Raw genomic sequence first — 17,619 nt, forward strand, 5'->3', positions numbered from 1 at the left:
ACCTTTTTATTTTTTTTATACTATCAATTATAACTGACAATTAATTGATTATGAAAAAGGTAATTTCGACATTCATTATCCTTTTATTTATATTTTCTTGTTGTAGTGATTCTGACCATCAACAAAACTCAGAACATGATACTCCAGATCAATATTGGAACACAGATGACAATTGTGATGATGCATTTTATGGAACATGCTGTGTAGTAAACGGGAGTATGTATGTTAAACCAAACAGTCTTTACACCTACATTTACAACGGTAATAAAAAAACATCAGAAATTCAATGGGAAGTGGTTAGCGGTTCTATAACTCTCATAAAAGGCCAGGGAACACATCGAGCTGTGTTTCTCATTGGCAAAGATTTCACAACTGGAGCAGTTCAAGCTTCTAACAATAAAGGATTGAAGTGTGGAAATAGGTTAAACATTACAAAACTTGAAAAATAAAATTTGAATCTAGATCAATTAATAAAAGGCTGCATTAAACAGAATAGGCAGGCACAAGAACAATTATACCAAGTGTATAAGAATGTTCTGTTTGCGCAGTCCCTAAAATATTGTCAAAATCGCGATGAAGCCGAGGATAATCTACACGACGCCTTTATTGAAATCTTTACCAATATCAAAAATTATAAAGGAAAAGGAAGTTTTGAAGGATGGATGAAGCGGATCACGATTAACAAAGCCATTAACAGATACAAAAAGTCATATTTTTTAACTCCAATTATAGAAGATCATCAACAGGAGGAAATTGTAACCGATAAAGAAATTGATCTTCCTCTGGATGTTATCCTTTCATTTATTCAGGATTTACCCAATCAATATCGACTCGTTTTTAATTTATATGAATTAGACGATTATTCACATCAGGAAATTGCTTCACTTTTAGGAATAAGCGAAAGTACCTCAAAATCTAATCTTCATAGGGCAAAACACCTTTTGAAAGAAAAAATAAAATCTAAAAGTACATTTTACAATCAGACGAAAAATGGAAAATAAAAGCGAAATAGGAAAAGCAATTAAAGACAAACTTACTCACTTGGACGAAGCTCCAAGAGATTTTGTATGGTCTAAAATTGAGAAGGATTTAAATAAAAAAAGACGCAGAAGGTTTTTAATTTGGTTTATTCCAAGCGTATTATTAATTGGACTTTTGTCTACAGTAGCTATTGTAAACGACAAAGATCAAAATGAAATAAATGAAACAGCAAAAGCGCCTACACATTTACTTCAAGATAAAGATAAAACCAAAAAACAAAACGTTGAACAGCCCAAAAAGACTGAAATAAAAAAATCTAATAGTAATGACACCATATTAATTAGAAAAAGTAAAGATGTTAAACTCATTAAACAATCGAGTAAACTGGTTTCGTCTACAAATGAATATGAAGAATATGAGGTTACCAAAAAATATAAAATTACGATAAGAAAGGAAAAAGTTCACATAAAAGAAACTCCCAAAACAAATCCAACCAAGACAAATAAAACAAGCAAACCATTAGCTGTCAAAAAAACATCTTATGGCAAAACTACATCGGCAAAGCCAAAATCAAAACCAAAACCAGTAAAAGGAAAAAAGAGTCTGTCACAGACTTCAAAAAAGAAAACAGAGACAAACTTGCCTAAAAAAACCGCTGCAACCACAACACCAGAAACAATAGAACCTAAAGTTGCTGAAACTACTATTCCAGTAAAAACAGAAGAAAAGAAAGACAGTATCGCTTCCGTTGACAGTATTCCAGTCAAAAAAAGAAGAACACCTAAAATTCAGGAAACCGTTCCTGAAAAAATAGTGGTTAACAATCCGCCAGAACGCAGGGTACATGTTTATTATGGACCAGCTATTTTTAGTTCGTTAAACAATCAATCCCTAATTGATCCTAGTTTATCTAAACAGCCAACAAGCAAACCTGTAAGTGCCTTTTATGGTGTTTACATTAAAATCATGTACAGAAAAACGGGATTTAGAGTTGGTTTTTCACATTTAAACTTAAAAACATCTACACTATTGGATCAGAATGAACTGATACCATCATACAGTAATATTGAATTAAAATCAGATCTTTCACCAGCAATAATCGAAAGTACTTTCGCTAATTCAAATAACACAGAATTGACGCAGACACTTTCTTATTATGAGCTTCCAATCGAATTTAATTATGCGATAAAAAAAGACAAAAGCCGATTCAATATTGAAGCTTTTGGAGGTTTAAGCACAATGCTGTTACAAACTAATAATTTGGAAATGAGATCAGATGAAATTGCATCACGTAGCATTGGTACTTCTAGAAATATTTCAAAAATCAATATTGCCTCAAATGTTGGACTAGGCTTTAGTTATGAGTTGACCAAAAAAATACAGATTGAAATAAATCCGTTATTCAAATATTATATGAATACATTTAAAGATGATAATGATGCTAAACCTTACAGTTTATCGCTTCAATCTGGTTTCTCTTATAAATTTTAAAAATATTTTTAAATAGTTGTAACTTTTTTGATACTCTTTACGTATAACCATTTGTACACTTTAAAAAAATAGGGAGACAACAACATGAGACAACTTAAAATCACCAAGCAGGTAACTAATCGTGAAACTGCATCGTTAGATAAATATCTACAAGAAATTGGAAAAGTTGACCTAATTACCGCTGATGAAGAGGTAGAATTAGCACAAAGAATAAAGGCTGGTGATCAAAGAGCTTTAGAAAAACTAACAAAAGCCAACCTACGTTTCGTAGTATCTGTGGCTAAACAATATCAAAACCAAGGATTAACTCTTCCGGATTTAATTAATGAAGGAAACTTAGGTTTAATTAAAGCGGCTCAACGTTTTGATGAAACTCGTGGTTTTAAATTCATTTCTTACGCTGTATGGTGGATTCGTCAATCGATTCTTCAAGCTTTAGCTGAACAATCTCGTATTGTACGTTTACCATTAAATAAAATTGGTTCTATCAACAAAATCAATAAAATGTACGCTTTATTAGAGCAATCTAACGAGCGTCCGCCTTCTGCTGAGGAAATTGCAAAAGAACTTGATATGACTGTTAACGACGTAAAAGAGTCTATGAAAAACTCTGGACGTCACCTATCTATGGATGCACCTCTTGTTGAAGGTGAAGATTCTAACCTTTACGACGTATTGCGTTCTGGTGAATCTCCAAATCCAGATAGAGAATTAATTCACGAATCTCTTCGTACTGAAATCGAACGTTCTTTAGAAACACTAACTCCAAGAGAGGCTGATGTTGTACGTTTGTATTTTGGTCTTGGCGATCAGCACCCAATGACTCTTGAAGAAATTGGAGAAACTTTCGACCTAACTCGTGAGCGTGTTCGTCAGATTAAAGAAAAAGCAATCCGTAGATTGAAACACACTTCTAGAAGTAAAATCCTTAAAACTTACTTAGGATAACAATATTAAATTTCAATATCTGAAATTCCAAATTCCAAACAACAATTGGAATTTGGATATTTTAAAATTGGGATTTTACCCCAAACAACAGTTTGATTGACTGTTCGTTTTTTGATTGATGATTGAAACTCCGGCTGATTACCGGAGTTTTTTATTTTTATTATTTAGCTGAAAAAGTTTTCTACCGCAAAGAGCGCAAAGAATTACGCAAAGTACGCTAAGATTATAAAAAACTTAGATTGAATGCAAAGCTTACAAAGCTTCGCGAACTTTACAACAAACACTTACATTTAGGATAAAAAAAACTTGCGACCTTTGCGTAATTCTTTGCGCACTTTGCGGTTAAATTACCACGACAGCATAAAAAAAATTATCTTTGTAAAAAAAACAACACACAACACTACAATGAAAAATACACTTATTGCTCCTTCTGTTCTTGCTGCTGATTTTGCTAATTTACAGCGTGATGTCGAAATGATTAATATCAGTCAAGCGGATTGGTTTCATATCGATATTATGGATGGAGTTTTTGTTCCTAATATCTCTTTTGGAATGCCGGTTTTAGAAGCGATTTCCAAACATGCAAAAAAATATATCGATGTTCATTTAATGATTATTGATCCTGACCGTTACATCAAAACTTTTGCTGATTTAGGCGCTAATGGACTCACTGTACATTATGAAGCCTGCACGCACTTACATAGAACACTTCAAGCCATCAAAGCGGAAGGAATGAAAGCTGGAGTAGCAATGAATCCACATACCAATGTTGATTTATTAGAAGACGTTATTAATGATATTGATGTTGTTTGTATTATGAGTGTAAATCCCGGATTTGGAGGTCAGTCATTTATCGAAAACACTTATGACAAAGTCAAAAAGCTAAAAGCTTTAATCACACGCAAAAATGCTTCAACACTTATTGAAATTGACGGTGGCGTTACCAGTAAAAACGCCAAACAATTAGTAGAAGCCGGCGCCGATGTTTTAGTTGCCGGAAGCTTTGTTTTTAAAGCCGAAAATCAAATCGAAACAATTGCTGAATTAAAAAGCCTTACTACTTTTTAAGTTTTTCAGATTTGGAAAGAAATCAATTCCGGTCATTTTCTCCAAAGTCTCAATCGGAACTACGAAATCATAAATTGATTTGTCGCTTTTTTCGTTTGGAACTAAAAAAGCAATGGTTTTGTGTTCATTTCCAGATTTAGCTACAATAATTTTATAAAAATATTTAGGAACAGCCACTTTTTCTGTTCCTATTTTTTTGTCTGAATCTTTCGGAATTCCGCCAGTAACAACATAAATATCATTGTATTTTTCAGCCCAGTAGCGAGTCTTCTGCTCTAGCCTATTCCAGATTCCTGAGTTAAATTCCTTTTTCTGTGGCGAAATATTCGAAGTATAAAAAGTATCATTATAAGCATTCTTGCTGAATTCCATATCTCCAGCTGGACAAAGATGTCCTTTATCATAACCTGAATTTTTGTAATTTCTCCAATCAGCAGAACCAGTTGTTACTTTTGGATCTTCAATAAAATAAGGTCTTTTAAAATCATTATTTTTTAAATATGCTGCCTTCAATTCATAAGCAACCCATTCCGCCTGTTCGAATTTTTCATTATAAGAAAGCGTATAATATTGATGTTTTACAATTTGTTTTGTAGTTGAAGTTGGAAGATATACAGCCGTATACAAAGAGTCAGTAGAAGTTGAATTTCCTTTAAAAGAAATTGCTTCAGAATTACTTACACTTTCTTTCCCAACCACTTCTTTTTTACAAGAAACCAATATAACACACAGAGAAATTAAACTCAAAAAGACTTTCATAAAAATATTTTTAGAAGCTAAACTTACAAAAAAAAAACGCTCCATAAATTCAAAATTTATAGAGCGTTTTTAAACAAATTAAATTCTTTTTAGAACTTAAGACTTCACAAGTTTATCCTTTTTCATTTTAGGAGAAACGTTATTATTTTTAACCAAACCTTTTGGCTGTAAATCATCCAAAACATTTAAAGCCTCTTCTACATAAACATCTTTAGATAAAGCTTGGTGCCATGCATCTCTTTTTTCTTTTAATGAAGCATCAGCTTTTGTTTCAACTTCTTCATAAGGAAGCGATTTGAAAACTAAATCATTTTTATAATCCGAGATTGGTTTGTATTTTTTACCTTCATTTTCAACCTGTTCTTGAGTTGCTTTAAAACTCTGAATATTCAAGCTGTAAGTGTTCTCTTTGTTCTTAACATCAATCCATTTTGCATTATCATCAATTAATTTGAATTGAGCATTTTGAGCAATTCTATTTTTACTATTATTAATTGCTCTAGCAAAATTTTCGTTAGAAGTCCAAGTACTATAATCTGCTGGATCAATTTTATCCCAAGGCATTGCATTGTCAATATCTCTTTCGCCCATTTTCAAATAAGCGTAACGATCCGGCATCACAACATCGCTATGAACACCTTCTAATTGAGTAGAACCACCATTGATTCTATAGAATTTTTGTCCTGTGATTTTCAAAGCTCCCAGATCTCCATAATTGGCGTTACGAACAAATTGATTCAAATCTAATACGTTTTGAACTGTTCCTTTACCGTAAGTTTGTTTACTTCCGATAATTACTCCACGTTTGTAATCCTGAATTGCAGCAGCCAAAATCTCAGATGCCGAAGCAGAAAAACTGTTTACCATAATAACCAATGGACCATCCCACTCGATTTTTTTATCTTTATCGTATAAAACTTCCTTCTTTTTACCAGCAGATTTAACCTGAACAATTGGTCCTTCTTCGATAAATAAACCAGCAATATCAACTACTGTAGAAAGAGATCCTCCACCATCATCACGAACATCTAAAACAATTCCGTTGATGTTTTCTTTTTTCAATCTCTCTACTTCAAGAGCGATGTCTTTTCCAGCATCACGTCCATCTTTGTTTTCAAAATCGATATAAAACTTAGGAAGATAAATTACTCCATATTTTAAACCATTTTTCTCAACAATACTAGATTTTGCGTATGTTTCTTCAATCTCAACCACATCTCTGATAATCGAAATCACTTTGATACTTCCATCAACTTTTTTAACTGTAAGTTTAACCTCAGTTCCTTTATGTCCTTTTATTTTCTTAACAACATCGTCTAGACGCATTCCCACAACATCAACAGGCTCTTCGTTTCCTTGAGCAACTTTCAAGATTAAATCACCTGCTTCTAATTGTTTTCCTTTCCATGCTGGACCTCCAGAAATCAACTCATCAATTTGAGTAAAATCATTTTTCTTAGTTAACCGAGCTCCAATACCTTCCAATTTACCACTGATATTTACATCAAAACGGTCTTTTTCTTCAGGAGCAAAATAACTTGTATGCGGATCAAAACGTGCCATGATAGAATTCAAGTAAACCGAAAACCAGTAATCTCTATTTAAATCTTTGATTACACTAAAATTATCATCTAAAGATTTTAAAGAACTCTCACGTGTTTCTTTTTCTAGAACATCAAAAGATTTTTCTTTATATGCAGCATCTTTTTTCTTCTTTTCTTCCTCAATTTTTTGTTTTGTTACCAAAGAAGAAAGAGTAGATAATTTAATCTGTTTTCTCCATCTTTCATTAAGTTCCGTTAAGTTTTTAGCATACGGAATATTCTCGTAATCAGCATTAAAAGTTTCATCTACGTTATAATTAAATGGCTGTGCTAAAATTGTTTTATAACGTTTTTTGCTTTCTTCCATACGTTTCATCAACCTTGTATAAGTCAAGTTGAAAAAAGTAATATCTTTATTCAAAAACTGATCGTCAAGCATTAATTCATACTGCTTAAATTCATCAATATCTGACTGAAGAAAAAATCTTTTAGAAGGATCTAATGCATCAATATAATCCTTAAAAATACCTTTTGAGAATTCATCATTTATTTCTGCTGGGCTGTAATGTCCTTTTTCAATAACAAATGCTAGTAATTCTAAAAGTGTTTTATCTCTGTTCGGATCTGGGTCGATTGTTCTATCGGCATTCATTTTAAATGCAAATAATGTAAGCGATAAGCACAATACGGCTATGAGTATCTTATAATTTCTTTTCATAAACTTTATAATAGCATTCATCAAATTTTTTAATCTAAGTTACGTTAAAAACTATGCCACGAGAGCTAACGTCACGATAATTTTTTGTTAAAGATATAAAAATGTTCAATTCGCAAAAAAGTTCTTTACCTTAGTTGACAAATTTTGTAATATTTGTGACTTATCTCAAGAAATACGCCACTAAATTTGTTTTTAAAATCTTACAATTGTTAAAATTACACATAAAATCCACAAAATGAAAATCCAAAAACCTTTAATATTGGTAACAAACGATGATGGTATTTTAGCCCCAGGAATACGAGCTCTAATCAGCGTTATGGAAACAATTGGAGACGTAATCGTTGTTGCTCCAGACAAACCTCAAAGTGCAATGGGCCACGCCATAACCATAAACAATACTTTGTTTCTAGATAAAATTTCTAAAGATGATGACGCGATTGCAGAATACAGTTGCTCTGGAACTCCCGTTGACTGCGTAAAACTGGCAGTAAACGAGATTCTGAAACGCAAACCTGATTTATGCGTTTCTGGTATCAATCACGGATCTAACTCCTCAATAAACGTAATTTATTCTGGAACAATGAGCGCAGCAGTTGAAGCTGGAATCGAAGGCATTCAGTCTATTGGTTTTTCGCTTTTAGACTTTGACTGGAATGCCGATTTTGAACCAATAAAATCTTTCGTTAAAAGAATAACTTTAGAAACTTTACAAAACAAATTGCCCCCCGGAGTTGTTTTAAATGTAAACTTTCCAAAACTGAAAGAATCTGAAATTAAAGGCATTAAAGTTTGTCGTCAAGCGAAAGCCTATTACGCGCAAAAATTTGATAAAAGACAAACTCCTTTTGGGAAAGATTATTACTGGCTTGCCGGAAAATTTATCAATGAAGATCAAGGCGAAGATACCGATGAATGGGCTCTTGCAAATGGCTATGTTTCTGTTGTTCCCGTACAATTTGATCTTACCGCACATCATTCTATTCAACAACTTAATACTTGGAAATTAAATGGCTAAAGAATTACTAATTGGTTTTTTAATCGGAATTTTTACTGCGCTTTTAGGCAGTTATTTGTTTATTGCTTTTTTTACAAATTTTGATATCTCATCTGGTCTTTATGTTATGAGAGAACAAGGTTATCTCGGAAAAATTATCACCATAGGCACGCTTTTAGACCTAGCTGTTTTTGGTATTCTTTTAAAAAGAAATAAAGAAATCATGGCTCGAGGCGTAATTTTAGCAGTGATTGTATTAGCGATTTCTACATTAGTTTTATAAATCTTATCTTTGCTTAGTGACAACTTTAGCACTATTTTCAAAAAAATCAACATGAAATATTACATAATTGCAGGTGAAGCCTCGGGAGATTTACACGGATCTAACTTAATGAAAGCATTATATGTCGAAGATCCTCAGGCAGAAATCCGATTTTGGGGAGGCGATTTAATGCAAAAAGCAGGCGGAACTCTAGTAAAACATTACCGTGATCTTGCTTTTATGGGCTTTATTGAAGTTATTTTTAATTTAAAAACTATTTTAAACAATATTAAAATCTGTAAAAAAGACATTCTGGAGTTTCAACCAGATGTCATTATTTTTATTGATTATCCAGGTTTTAATATGCGAATAGCTAAATGGGCTAAAGAATTAGGTTATAAAACTCATTATTATATTTCTCCGCAGATTTGGGCTTGGAAAGAAAACCGTATCAAAGCCATCAAACAAGATGTTGACAAGATGTATGTTATTCTTCCTTTTGAAAAAAGTTTCTACGAAGACAAACATCATTATCCCGTAGATTTTGTTGGACATCCATTAATTGATGCTATTCAAAATCAGCCTCCGTTTGATGAAGGTTTATTTAGAAAAGAAAATAATTTAGGCGAAAAACCAATTATTGCCGTTTTACCAGGAAGCCGTAAACAAGAAATTACCAAAATGCTAAGTGTAATGCTTAGCGTAGTGGATGATTTTCAGGATTACGAATTTGTAATTGCGGGGGCGCCAAGTCAGGAATACGAATTTTATCAGCAATTTCTAAAAAATAAAAACATTGCATTTGTTTCGAACAAAACGTACGATTTGCTTCGTTCTTCAAAAGCTGCTCTGGTAACTTCTGGCACTGCTACTTTAGAAACTGCTCTTTTCAAAGTTCCTGAAGTTGTTTGTTATAAAGGAAGTGAAGTTTCGTATCAAATTGCAAAACGCATTATCACTTTAAAATACATTTCGCTGGTGAATTTAATTATGGATCAGGAAGTGGTAACGGAATTAATTCAAGGCGACTGCAATAAAAAACGAATCAAAGAAGAACTGCAGAAATTATTAGACCCTGAATACCGCACTAGATTACTTCATAATTATGATATTTTAGAGCAAAAATTAGGTGGAGTTGGCGCGAGTAAAAACACAGCCAAACTTATAGTTGCCGATTTAAAAAACGCTTAAATAATTTATTTTGAAAAGAGTACTAATTTTTCTGCTTTTAGCTGTTGCTTTTACCTCGTGTAAATCAACTTCAAATGCCGTAAGCAAAAACGAATCCAAAAAAGAAAGCAGAAATCTAGTCAATAATTTAGTCGAAAAAGCAACAGACAATATTGGAGTTCGCTACAAAGCTGGTGGAACTACAAAAAGTGGTTTCGACTGCTCTGGTTTAGTTTATACCACTTTTCAAAGCGAAAATATAACATTACCAAGAGCTTCTTATGAACAGGCTAAAATAGGAAAAGTGATCCCCCTGAATGACGCGAAAAAAGGAGATTTAATCTTTTTTAAAACCAATAAAAGCAGACAAATTAATCATGTTGGACTAATCACAGAAGTCAATTCTGACGAAGTAAAATTTGTGCATTCTTCTACTTCAAAAGGCGTAATAATTTCCTCTACTAAAGAACCTTATTACAAAAACTCTTTTGAACAAGTCAACAGAATTCTAAATTAAATAATTCTTTTAAAAATTTATTATTTTTCTTACAATTATTTAATACTTTTAAGCCATGAAAGTATTAGATTTTCCATTGGTTAAAATTACTATTGCCTTTATATTAGGAGTTATTGCATCTTATTATATGCATTTCTCCATTTGGTTGACAATATATTTGCTGTGTTTGTTTTTCGTATTATTTTGTACGAATTATATCTTGAATTTAAAAAGCTCCAAAAAGTCTATGTTCTTTGGACTTTCTGTTTATGCATTATCTTTTATTCTTGGCGCTCTGACCCTTTTAAGCCATACAGAAAATCTTCAAAAAGACAACTACTCTAATTATAAAAGTGCTTTTGAAAAACCCGAAACTATCGTTTTATTGCTTCGTGAAAAATTAAAAAGCAACGATTATAGCGATCGTTATATTGCTCATATCGAAAGCATTTCAAACAAAAAATACAAAGGAAAAATAATAATCAATGTTCAAAAAGACAGTAGTAAAAGTGCGCTTATAATTGGAAATCGAATTAAAATCAAAATTACTTTACAGCGCAATAAATCGAATAAAAATCCGAATCAATTTGATTACAGCCGTTATTTAGCCAACAAACAGATTTTTGCACAAATCTATTGTCAGAAAAGCCAAATTTCGGTCAGTCAAACCATTGAAAAAGACATTTGGTATTACTGCGCCAAACTGCATTCTCGAATAATTTCGAATCTCGAGAAATCACATTTCAGCAAGTCAGAAATGAATGTTGCCCTTGCTTTAATTTTGGGACAACAGCAGGAAATTTCACAGGATATTATTCAGGATTACCAATATTCTGGAGCCACTCACATCTTATCTGTTTCTGGTTTACATGTGGGTTTTATAATGCTTTTTATCACTTTCGTTTTAAAACCAATTCCAAACACCAAAAGAGGATCATTTGTTAAACTTATCTCAATTCTTATTGCTCTAGCTGGATTTGCCATTATTTCGGGACTTTCTCCTTCTGTTCTAAGATCCGTTGTTATGTTTTCTTTTTTAGCAATTGGAAATCATCTGCGTAGAAACGGCAATATTTATCATACATTATTAGTTTCAATTCTGCTCATACTGCTTTTCGAACCTTATTTTTTATTTGATGTTGGTTTTCAATTAAGTTATTTGGCCTTGTTTTTTATTTTATGGCTTCAACCCGTATTTAAGAATATCTACAAACCAAAGAACAAATTATTCATTTACATTTGGGAAGCTCTAACGGTTTCTTTTGCTGCTCAAATAGGTACTCTACCTTTATGTTTATATTATTTTCATCAATTTCCAGGCTTGTTCTTTGTTACCAATATAATAATACTGCCTGTTTTATCTTTTATAATGATTGCGGGAATCATTATAATGATCATCGCTATTTTTACCAGCCCGCCATTATTTATAACTTTAATTTTTGAAAAGAGTATCTATCTTTTGAATTTAATGATACATGCGGTAGCTTCAATCGAATCCTTTGTTATTCGAGATATCAGCTTTAACTCTTATTATCTATTTACATTTTACCTCCTTATCATTTTTTCGATTGTATGGATTAAAAAGCCGAATTTCAGCAAACTTGTCTTCGTATTCTGTTCTATAATTTTAGTACAACTTTCATTTATTCTAACCAAACTCAAAAGTGAAAATGAAGAGGAGTTAATTGTTTACAACGAAAAAAATAATACGCTCATTTCTGAACGCACTGGAAAAACCATCACTTTATACACGAAAAACAAGCTTTTAGAGAAAAATAGAAATATAAATTCTTATCTCGTAGGAAATTCAATTTCCCTAAATAAAATTAAAAACATTCAAAATGTACTCTATTTTAAGGACAAAAAAATTCTAATAATTGACAGTACGGGAATCTGCCCTATAAATTCAAAACCAGAAATATTGATTCTCACACAAACGCCTAAGATAAATCTGGACAGATTATTGAAAGAAATAAATCCAAAAATTATAATTGCAGACGGATCAAACAACAATTCAATTCAAAAATTTTGGAAAAACAGTTGCATCAAAAAAAATATCCCTTTTCATTCTACAAACGAAAAGGGATATTATAAATTATGATTTTCTATTCTGGATTTAAAATCAAATTAGATTCAGAAATCCAAGCCCTTACACCTGAAGACACATAAGATATGAGTCCAAGTTTATTGAAATTTGTTTTTCCTTTTCTAACAGATACCGACGTAAAGCATACCTGAGGTATTTCTTCAATACCAAAAGCGTTTTTCAATCTTAAATTTTGCTCTTTTGCATCGTTTTCAATTGAAGCATCAGAGAGATCTAATTTTACCAAAATAACATTCTTTTTAGACCATTCTTCAAATTCTCGCGTAGAAAAAATTTCATTTTGAAGTTTTGGATTCGCACCTTGGCCAGTGAAAAAAATTAGCAAAGGTTTTCTTTTTTCTGCACTAACAGCGACAGCATCATTAATATCTGTTCTCCAGATAGCTTCTTGGGCATTCACAAAAAAAGAGCCCAAAAAGAGTAGTAGGATAAGTAGTTTTCGAAGCATAAAATTTGGTTTTGGCTATGTTAATAAAAACTAAAATAACATAAAAATTAAACCAAACGAATTATTTAACAAATTAATAATGGTCTTCTAAACATTAAAATCAAATTGATAATAAACGATGCTTTTTTTATTAAATCAAAAAAAAATAACATTAAAAAAAATGAAATTCTAGGCAGGAAATTTTCATCAAAAAAAAATCCCTTTCTGTAAAACAAAAAGGGATCAAAAAAAAAATTAAAATAAAAGTTGAAAGTAATCTTCCTATTCTACTGGATGCAAAATCGAATTGGACTCTGCAATCCACGCTTTAGCTCCGCCAGGTTTATAAGCTATTTTTCCTAAAGCACTGAATGTAGTTTTGTTTTTTCTGACTGATGCCATTGCGAAACACACTTCTGGAAGATCTTGAACACCAAACGCATTTTTTAACTTCACATTTTGCTCACGATCACTATCAGATGCATTCATATCTGATAAATCTAGTTTTACTAAAACCACATTATCACGCGACCAAACGGCAAAATCGGGGGTTTTAAAAATTTCATTTTGGAGATTTTCTGGTACACCTGAGGCAGTGAATAAAATCAACATTGGTTTCTTCTGGTCATTACTAATTGCAATTGCATCTGTCATGTTAGTTCTCCATGCCAAATTTTGTGACTGCATTACAAATGACCCAAAAAAAACTAGTAGGATAAGTAGTTTTTTAGTCATATTAATTGGTTTTGGTTAGATTAGCATGACGAAATTAACATAATATTTTAATTTTCCAATTTTTATTAGGTATAAAAATACATTATATGTTTTTTTAGTTGTAATAAAATATAAAATACGTAAAAACACTTATAACGATTGAAAACTTTTTCTTACTAAACAAAAAAAGCCCCTCACAAAATGTGAGGGGCTTTCTATTTATTTTACTGTTTTAATTATGATTTTTTCGGATGTACAATTCCTTCTGCAACTGTAAGCCAAGCAGACGGTCCGCCCGCAACATAACCTGTTTTTCCTAAACCTTTAAAATTTACTCTTCCGTCTTTAGATTCTGCACTTGTAAAGAAAACTGTTGGAAAACCTTGAATTCCAAAAGCCTGCTGTAACTCAAGATTTTGATTCTTAAGTTCAGGAGTCTGCGGCACAGCTCTTGGGTAATCCAATTCAACCAAAACTACATTAGTAGAAGCCCATTTTTTAAATTCTTCAGTTTTTAAAACTTCATTCTGTAAACGAATACACCAACCACACCAATCACTGCCAGTAAAAAACATCAACATAGGTTTTTGTTCTTTATTACTCACCGTAATTGCTTCTCGAACATCTGTATACCATTTTAATTCCTGTGCCTGAAGGTTCGAAGCACCAATTAAAAACAACGCAATAAGTATTATTTTTTTCATAATGGGGAAATTTTGACAAATTTACACAAAAACAGATTGCAAAAACATTGCTATTTTACTTCTTGCATTAATTTTTTAATTAATGGCGAGATCGCAATTAAAATAATACCCGCTACAAGTGAATAAATAGCCAATTGATAATAACCTTCCGTGTAAGATTGTAATTTAGATAATAATGTATCCCCCGTGTTTGATCTCGAAATTTCTGCTCCTAATTTTCCAGCTGCAAGTTGCCCAAATGCACTTGCCAAAAACCACAATCCCATCATCATTCCAAATAATCGCTTTGGAGATAACTTTGTAATAATAGACATTCCGATTGGCCCCAAACAAAGCTCACCAATAGTCGTTACCAAATAAGCAAATGTAAACACATTCAAAGAAGCAATACCTTGAGCATTCGCAAAAAATCTAGTCAAGTAAAAAATATAAAATGAAGTCGCAAGGAACAAAAATCCAATTCCGAATTTAATTAAGGTATTAGGTTCAATTTTTCTTTTTCCCATCCAAATCCACAGCAATCCAATTAACGGACTCAATACTACTACAAAGAATGTATTTGAACTATTGTTTATGATGTTCGGATCAATATTAAAAAATAATAATTTATTATCTAAATTGTCTTTTGCAAAAAGAGATAAAGATCCACCGCTCTGTTCATAAATCGCATTAAACAGAAGATAGAAAAACACAAAGAGAAATGCTGCGAAAAGTTTTTTCTGCAACTTAACATCTCCAAGTTTTATTAACTCATAAGTAAAATACAGAACAGCAATAATACCAATTGTATACATAAAATAATCAGTATAATCAGTATTTTTTACCATTATAAAAATAAATGGAATACTTAAAAGCGACAGTGCATAAACTGTAATTTCGCGAATTTTTCTTGTAGATGGTTTTAAATCTAATAACGGAGAATCTCCTATTGGCCCCAAATATTTTTTAGTAAACAAGAATGTGATCAATCCTAAAAACATTACCAATGCTGCCGATAAAAAGCACAGTTGCCATGAATAATATTTTCCCAAATAAACACATAAAGCACCTCCAAAAAGACCTCCAACATTTATTCCTGCGTAAAACATTCCGTAACCCGCATCTCTTCTTCCATCATCTTCTTTATACAGCTCTCCAACCATTGAAGAAACGTTTGGCTTAAAAAAACCTGTTCCAATAATAGAAAAAGCAATTCCGTAGTAAAACATTTCCTGAGGAGAAAAAGCAATCAAAAGATTTCCAAGAATCATTACGATAGCTCCGAAAAATAATGATTTTTTAAATCCTAAAACTTTATCAGCAAAAATACCGCCGACAAAAGTAAAAGCATATACAAAAGCCTGAATAGCTCCGTATTGTAAATTAGCATGTTCATCTTTTAGAAAAAGCTGATCTACCATAAAAATAGTCAATACACCGCGCATTCCGTAGAAACAGAAACGTTCCCACATTTCAACAAAAAACAAGTACCACAATTGCTTTGGGTACTTGCCTTCAAAATTTTGAATTTCTTCTAGAGTAATTTTCTTTTCCATTTTATCTAACGCCATGCATCATTTTTTTCAAGAATGGAGTCAAAGCAAATAATACAATTGCCGCGATACCAGTAAGTACCACAAATACCATAAAGAACTCGTATAAATTATGAATTTCGAATCCAGCAAAAAAGTGATTTGCTGCACTGATTTGATGCTTTTCTAAAAGAGCTAACTGCTCTGCAGTTGGCGTTACCGTTTTATCTAAAATAGCCTGAAGATCAATTCCCAATTCTTTTGCTTTTGCAAATTTATCTCCTGTTGCAGGTAAAATAGAACCTAAAGTTCCTCCTAATGCATAACCTGAAGCATTAGACAAGAAGAATACTCCATAAAGCAAAGAAGCAAAACGTTTTGGCGATAATTTACCTACCAATGATAATCCGATTGGAGATAAACACAATTCCGCACAAGTATTTAAGAAATATAATAAAATCAACCATTTAACCAATAACAATCCAGAAGTCCCAATGTAAGAAACCTGAGTTGCAATCATGAAGAAACTTACAGAAATTACCACTAGACCAACAGCCAATTTCACAGGAGAAATTGGTTCTTTGCCTTTTGCTCTTAAAGCATCCCATAATATACTGAATGGAACCGCTAATAAAACAACAAATAATCCGTTAAAAATCTGAACCATCGATGCCGGCATTTGAAAACCAAAAAAGTTTCTATCCGTTTGATTATCCGCAATAAAAGTCAAAGAAGAGCCTGCCTGCTCAAATGCTGCCCAAAAGAAAATAATAAAAAACGAAACAATATAGATTACAAAAATTCTATCTCTTTCGATTTTTGTTAATGACGAATCTGAAATAATTAATCCAGCCAAAGCTAATCCACTTGAATAGATCAAAGTATAAATTAAATTTTGACCAACTACATAGTGAAAAAAGAATCCTAAAGCGATAAATGCAAGTCCTGCAATTGTTAAAGCCTTAGTAGAAAAATTTGCCTGCTGTGCTTCTCCTTCTTCAAAATCAGAAGCATCATTTTTAGAAGGAAGTCCTCCTAATGGTTTTCCTTCTGGAGAAACTACATATTTATTTTTTAAGAAGTAAAAAAGAATTGTTCCCAACAACATTGCAACAGAAGCCGCCATGAATCCCCATCTAAAAGCGTGGATATCTCTAATTCCACCCGCATCTTTAACATCTCCTAATAAAGGACAGATTGACTGACCTAGAAAAGCTCCAATGTTAATTCCCATATAGAAAATAGTAAATGCACTATCTAATTTTGTTTTTTCTTGTTTTGGATACAAACTTCCAACCATACTAGAAATATTTGGTTTGAAGAATCCGTTACCAAAAACGATAACACCTAATGCCGAATACATAATGGTTTTTGCTAAGCCTAAATTAGACTCAAAAATACTTCCACTTGTAAACAAAAGCATTTGTCCTATAGCCATTAATAATCCACCTAATAAGATACAATTTCTGTTTCCTAAAAAACGATCGGCTACGAAACCACCCAACATTGGCGTTAGATAACAAAGCCCAAGAAAACCTCCGTAAATTAATGAAGCTTCCTCTTCTTTCATTAATAATGAATTTACAAGAAATAAAGTCAATAAAGCTCGCATTCCATAAAAATTGAACCGCTCCCACATCTCCGTTCCAAACAATACCCAAAGTCCTTTTGGATGCGCAGTTTTTACTTGATTTTCCCCCATAGTATTCGCTTATTTAATTAAGT

Annotated in this window: 17 protein-coding genes; 10 read left to right on the forward strand and 7 right to left on the reverse strand. The window is 32.1% G+C overall.

Annotated features, from left to right (window positions below; all coding sequences use genetic code 11):
* Positions 1–50 precede the first annotated feature (50 nt).
* From GSY47_RS17585 to rpe, 5 genes are all read left to right on the forward strand, one after another.
* On the forward strand, positions 51–449 hold the full coding sequence (locus GSY47_RS17585) for a hypothetical protein (protein ID WP_179002558.1): 399 nt from the start codon (positions 51–53) through the stop codon (positions 447–449).
* A gap of 3 nt (positions 450–452) precedes the next feature.
* On the forward strand, positions 453–1,001 hold the full coding sequence (locus GSY47_RS17590; RefSeq protein ID WP_179002559.1) for an RNA polymerase sigma factor: 549 nt from the start codon (positions 453–455) through the stop codon (positions 999–1,001).
* Complete coding sequence (locus GSY47_RS17595) at positions 991–2,472, forward strand: porin family protein (RefSeq protein ID WP_179002560.1); 1,482 nt, start codon at positions 991–993, stop codon at positions 2,470–2,472. The genes GSY47_RS17590 and GSY47_RS17595 overlap by 11 nt, the downstream gene beginning before the upstream one ends.
* Before the next feature lie 84 nt (positions 2,473–2,556).
* Positions 2,557–3,420 carry a sigma-70 family RNA polymerase sigma factor gene (locus GSY47_RS17600; protein WP_007804760.1) on the forward strand — a complete coding sequence of 288 codons (864 nt, stop codon included), beginning with the start codon at positions 2,557–2,559 and terminating at the stop codon, positions 3,418–3,420.
* Between the two features lie 405 nt (positions 3,421–3,825).
* On the forward strand, positions 3,826–4,488 hold the full coding sequence (gene rpe / locus GSY47_RS17605) for a ribulose-phosphate 3-epimerase (RefSeq protein ID WP_179002561.1): 663 nt from the start codon (positions 3,826–3,828) through the stop codon (positions 4,486–4,488).
* Here the strand turns inward: rpe and GSY47_RS17610 are convergent.
* Both GSY47_RS17610 and GSY47_RS17615 read right to left on the reverse strand, forming a co-directional pair.
* On the reverse strand, positions 4,465–5,247 hold the full coding sequence (locus GSY47_RS17610; protein WP_179002562.1) for a DNA/RNA non-specific endonuclease: 783 nt from the start codon (positions 5,245–5,247) through the stop codon (positions 4,465–4,467). The two genes, rpe and GSY47_RS17610, sit on opposite strands and share 24 nt — an antisense overlap.
* Positions 5,248–5,343: 96 nt before the next feature.
* On the reverse strand, positions 5,344–7,530 hold the full coding sequence (locus GSY47_RS17615) for a carboxy terminal-processing peptidase (RefSeq protein WP_179002563.1): 2,187 nt from the start codon (positions 7,528–7,530) through the stop codon (positions 5,344–5,346).
* Positions 7,531–7,744: 214 nt separating this feature from the next.
* On the opposite strand from GSY47_RS17615, the gene surE reads away from it, so the two are divergent.
* From surE to GSY47_RS17640, 5 genes are read left to right on the forward strand one after another with little or no spacing between them, the layout of a single operon-like run.
* Positions 7,745–8,524, forward strand: a complete 780-nt coding sequence (gene surE / locus GSY47_RS17620) for a 5'/3'-nucleotidase SurE (protein WP_179002564.1) — start codon at positions 7,745–7,747, stop codon at positions 8,522–8,524.
* A complete protein-coding gene (locus GSY47_RS17625) occupies positions 8,517–8,786 on the forward strand; it encodes a hypothetical protein (protein WP_179002565.1) in 270 nt (89 codons plus the stop codon). Before surE ends, GSY47_RS17625 begins: the two co-directional genes overlap by 8 nt.
* 51 nt (positions 8,787–8,837) lie before the next feature.
* Positions 8,838–9,956, forward strand: a complete 1,119-nt coding sequence (lpxB, locus tag GSY47_RS17630; RefSeq protein WP_179002566.1) for a lipid-A-disaccharide synthase — start codon at positions 8,838–8,840, stop codon at positions 9,954–9,956.
* A 10-nt stretch (positions 9,957–9,966) separates the two neighbouring features.
* Entirely contained in the window at positions 9,967–10,452 is a 486-nt protein-coding gene (locus GSY47_RS17635) for a C40 family peptidase (protein WP_179002567.1), read from the forward strand.
* 55 nt (positions 10,453–10,507) lie between these two features.
* Entirely contained in the window at positions 10,508–12,532 is a 2,025-nt protein-coding gene (locus GSY47_RS17640; protein ID WP_219071495.1) for a ComEC/Rec2 family competence protein, read from the forward strand.
* A gap of 4 nt (positions 12,533–12,536) precedes the next feature.
* Here GSY47_RS17640 and GSY47_RS17645 read toward each other — a convergent pair whose 3' ends face one another.
* The 5 genes from GSY47_RS17645 to GSY47_RS17665 all read right to left on the reverse strand — a co-directional run bounded on the left by GSY47_RS17645 (position 12,537) and on the right by GSY47_RS17665 (position 17,596).
* Positions 12,537–12,986 carry a thioredoxin domain-containing protein gene (locus GSY47_RS17645; RefSeq protein ID WP_179002569.1) on the reverse strand — a complete coding sequence of 150 codons (450 nt, stop codon included), beginning with the start codon at positions 12,984–12,986 and terminating at the stop codon, positions 12,537–12,539.
* 261 nt (positions 12,987–13,247) lie between these two features.
* Entirely contained in the window at positions 13,248–13,700 is a 453-nt protein-coding gene (locus GSY47_RS17650) for a thioredoxin domain-containing protein (protein WP_179002570.1), read from the reverse strand.
* Between the two features lie 215 nt (positions 13,701–13,915).
* Complete coding sequence (locus tag GSY47_RS17655) at positions 13,916–14,383, reverse strand: thioredoxin family protein (RefSeq protein ID WP_179002571.1); 468 nt, start codon at positions 14,381–14,383, stop codon at positions 13,916–13,918.
* Between the two features lie 50 nt (positions 14,384–14,433).
* Positions 14,434–15,918 (reverse strand): peptide MFS transporter, encoded by a 1,485-nt coding sequence (locus GSY47_RS17660; RefSeq protein ID WP_179002627.1) that lies wholly within the window; start codon positions 15,916–15,918, stop codon positions 14,434–14,436.
* Position 15,919: 1 nt separating this feature from the next.
* Positions 15,920–17,596: a peptide MFS transporter gene (locus GSY47_RS17665; RefSeq protein WP_179002572.1), complete on the reverse strand. Its 1,677-nt coding sequence runs from the start codon at positions 17,594–17,596 to the stop codon at positions 15,920–15,922.
* Positions 17,597–17,619 lie beyond the last annotated feature (23 nt).

Source organism: Flavobacterium quisquiliarum, from assembly GCF_019308285.1.
Classification (GTDB): Bacteria; Bacteroidota; Bacteroidia; order Flavobacteriales; family Flavobacteriaceae; genus Flavobacterium; species Flavobacterium quisquiliarum.

Bases quoted from the DNA above. Each gene is read 5' to 3' on its own strand.
- GSY47_RS17645 (WP_179002569.1), bottom strand. From the start codon at position 12,986: ATGCTTCGAAAACTACTTATCCTACTACTCTTTTTGGGCTCTTTTTTT.
- GSY47_RS17650 (WP_179002570.1), bottom strand. From the start codon at position 13,700: ATGACTAAAAAACTACTTATCCTACTAGTTTTTTTTGGGTCATTTGTA.
- GSY47_RS17660 (WP_179002627.1), bottom strand. From the start codon at position 15,918: ATGGAAAAGAAAATTACTCTAGAAGAAATTCAAAATTTTGAAGGCAAG.
- GSY47_RS17600 (WP_007804760.1), top strand. From the start codon at position 2,557: ATGAGACAACTTAAAATCACCAAGCAGGTAACTAATCGTGAAACTGCA.
- lpxB (WP_179002566.1), top strand. From the start codon at position 8,838: ATGAAATATTACATAATTGCAGGTGAAGCCTCGGGAGATTTACACGGA.
- GSY47_RS17625 (WP_179002565.1), top strand. From the start codon at position 8,517: ATGGCTAAAGAATTACTAATTGGTTTTTTAATCGGAATTTTTACTGCG.
- GSY47_RS17665 (WP_179002572.1), bottom strand. From the start codon at position 17,596: ATGGGGGAAAATCAAGTAAAAACTGCGCATCCAAAAGGACTTTGGGTA.
- GSY47_RS17615 (WP_179002563.1), bottom strand. From the start codon at position 7,530: ATGAATGCTATTATAAAGTTTATGAAAAGAAATTATAAGATACTCATA.
- surE (WP_179002564.1), top strand. From the start codon at position 7,745: ATGAAAATCCAAAAACCTTTAATATTGGTAACAAACGATGATGGTATT.
- GSY47_RS17595 (WP_179002560.1), top strand. From the start codon at position 991: ATGGAAAATAAAAGCGAAATAGGAAAAGCAATTAAAGACAAACTTACT.
- GSY47_RS17585 (WP_179002558.1), top strand. From the start codon at position 51: ATGAAAAAGGTAATTTCGACATTCATTATCCTTTTATTTATATTTTCT.
- rpe (WP_179002561.1), top strand. From the start codon at position 3,826: ATGAAAAATACACTTATTGCTCCTTCTGTTCTTGCTGCTGATTTTGCT.
- GSY47_RS17610 (WP_179002562.1), bottom strand. From the start codon at position 5,247: ATGAAAGTCTTTTTGAGTTTAATTTCTCTGTGTGTTATATTGGTTTCT.
- GSY47_RS17640 (WP_219071495.1), top strand. From the start codon at position 10,508: ATGAAAGTATTAGATTTTCCATTGGTTAAAATTACTATTGCCTTTATA.
- GSY47_RS17655 (WP_179002571.1), bottom strand. From the start codon at position 14,383: ATGAAAAAAATAATACTTATTGCGTTGTTTTTAATTGGTGCTTCGAAC.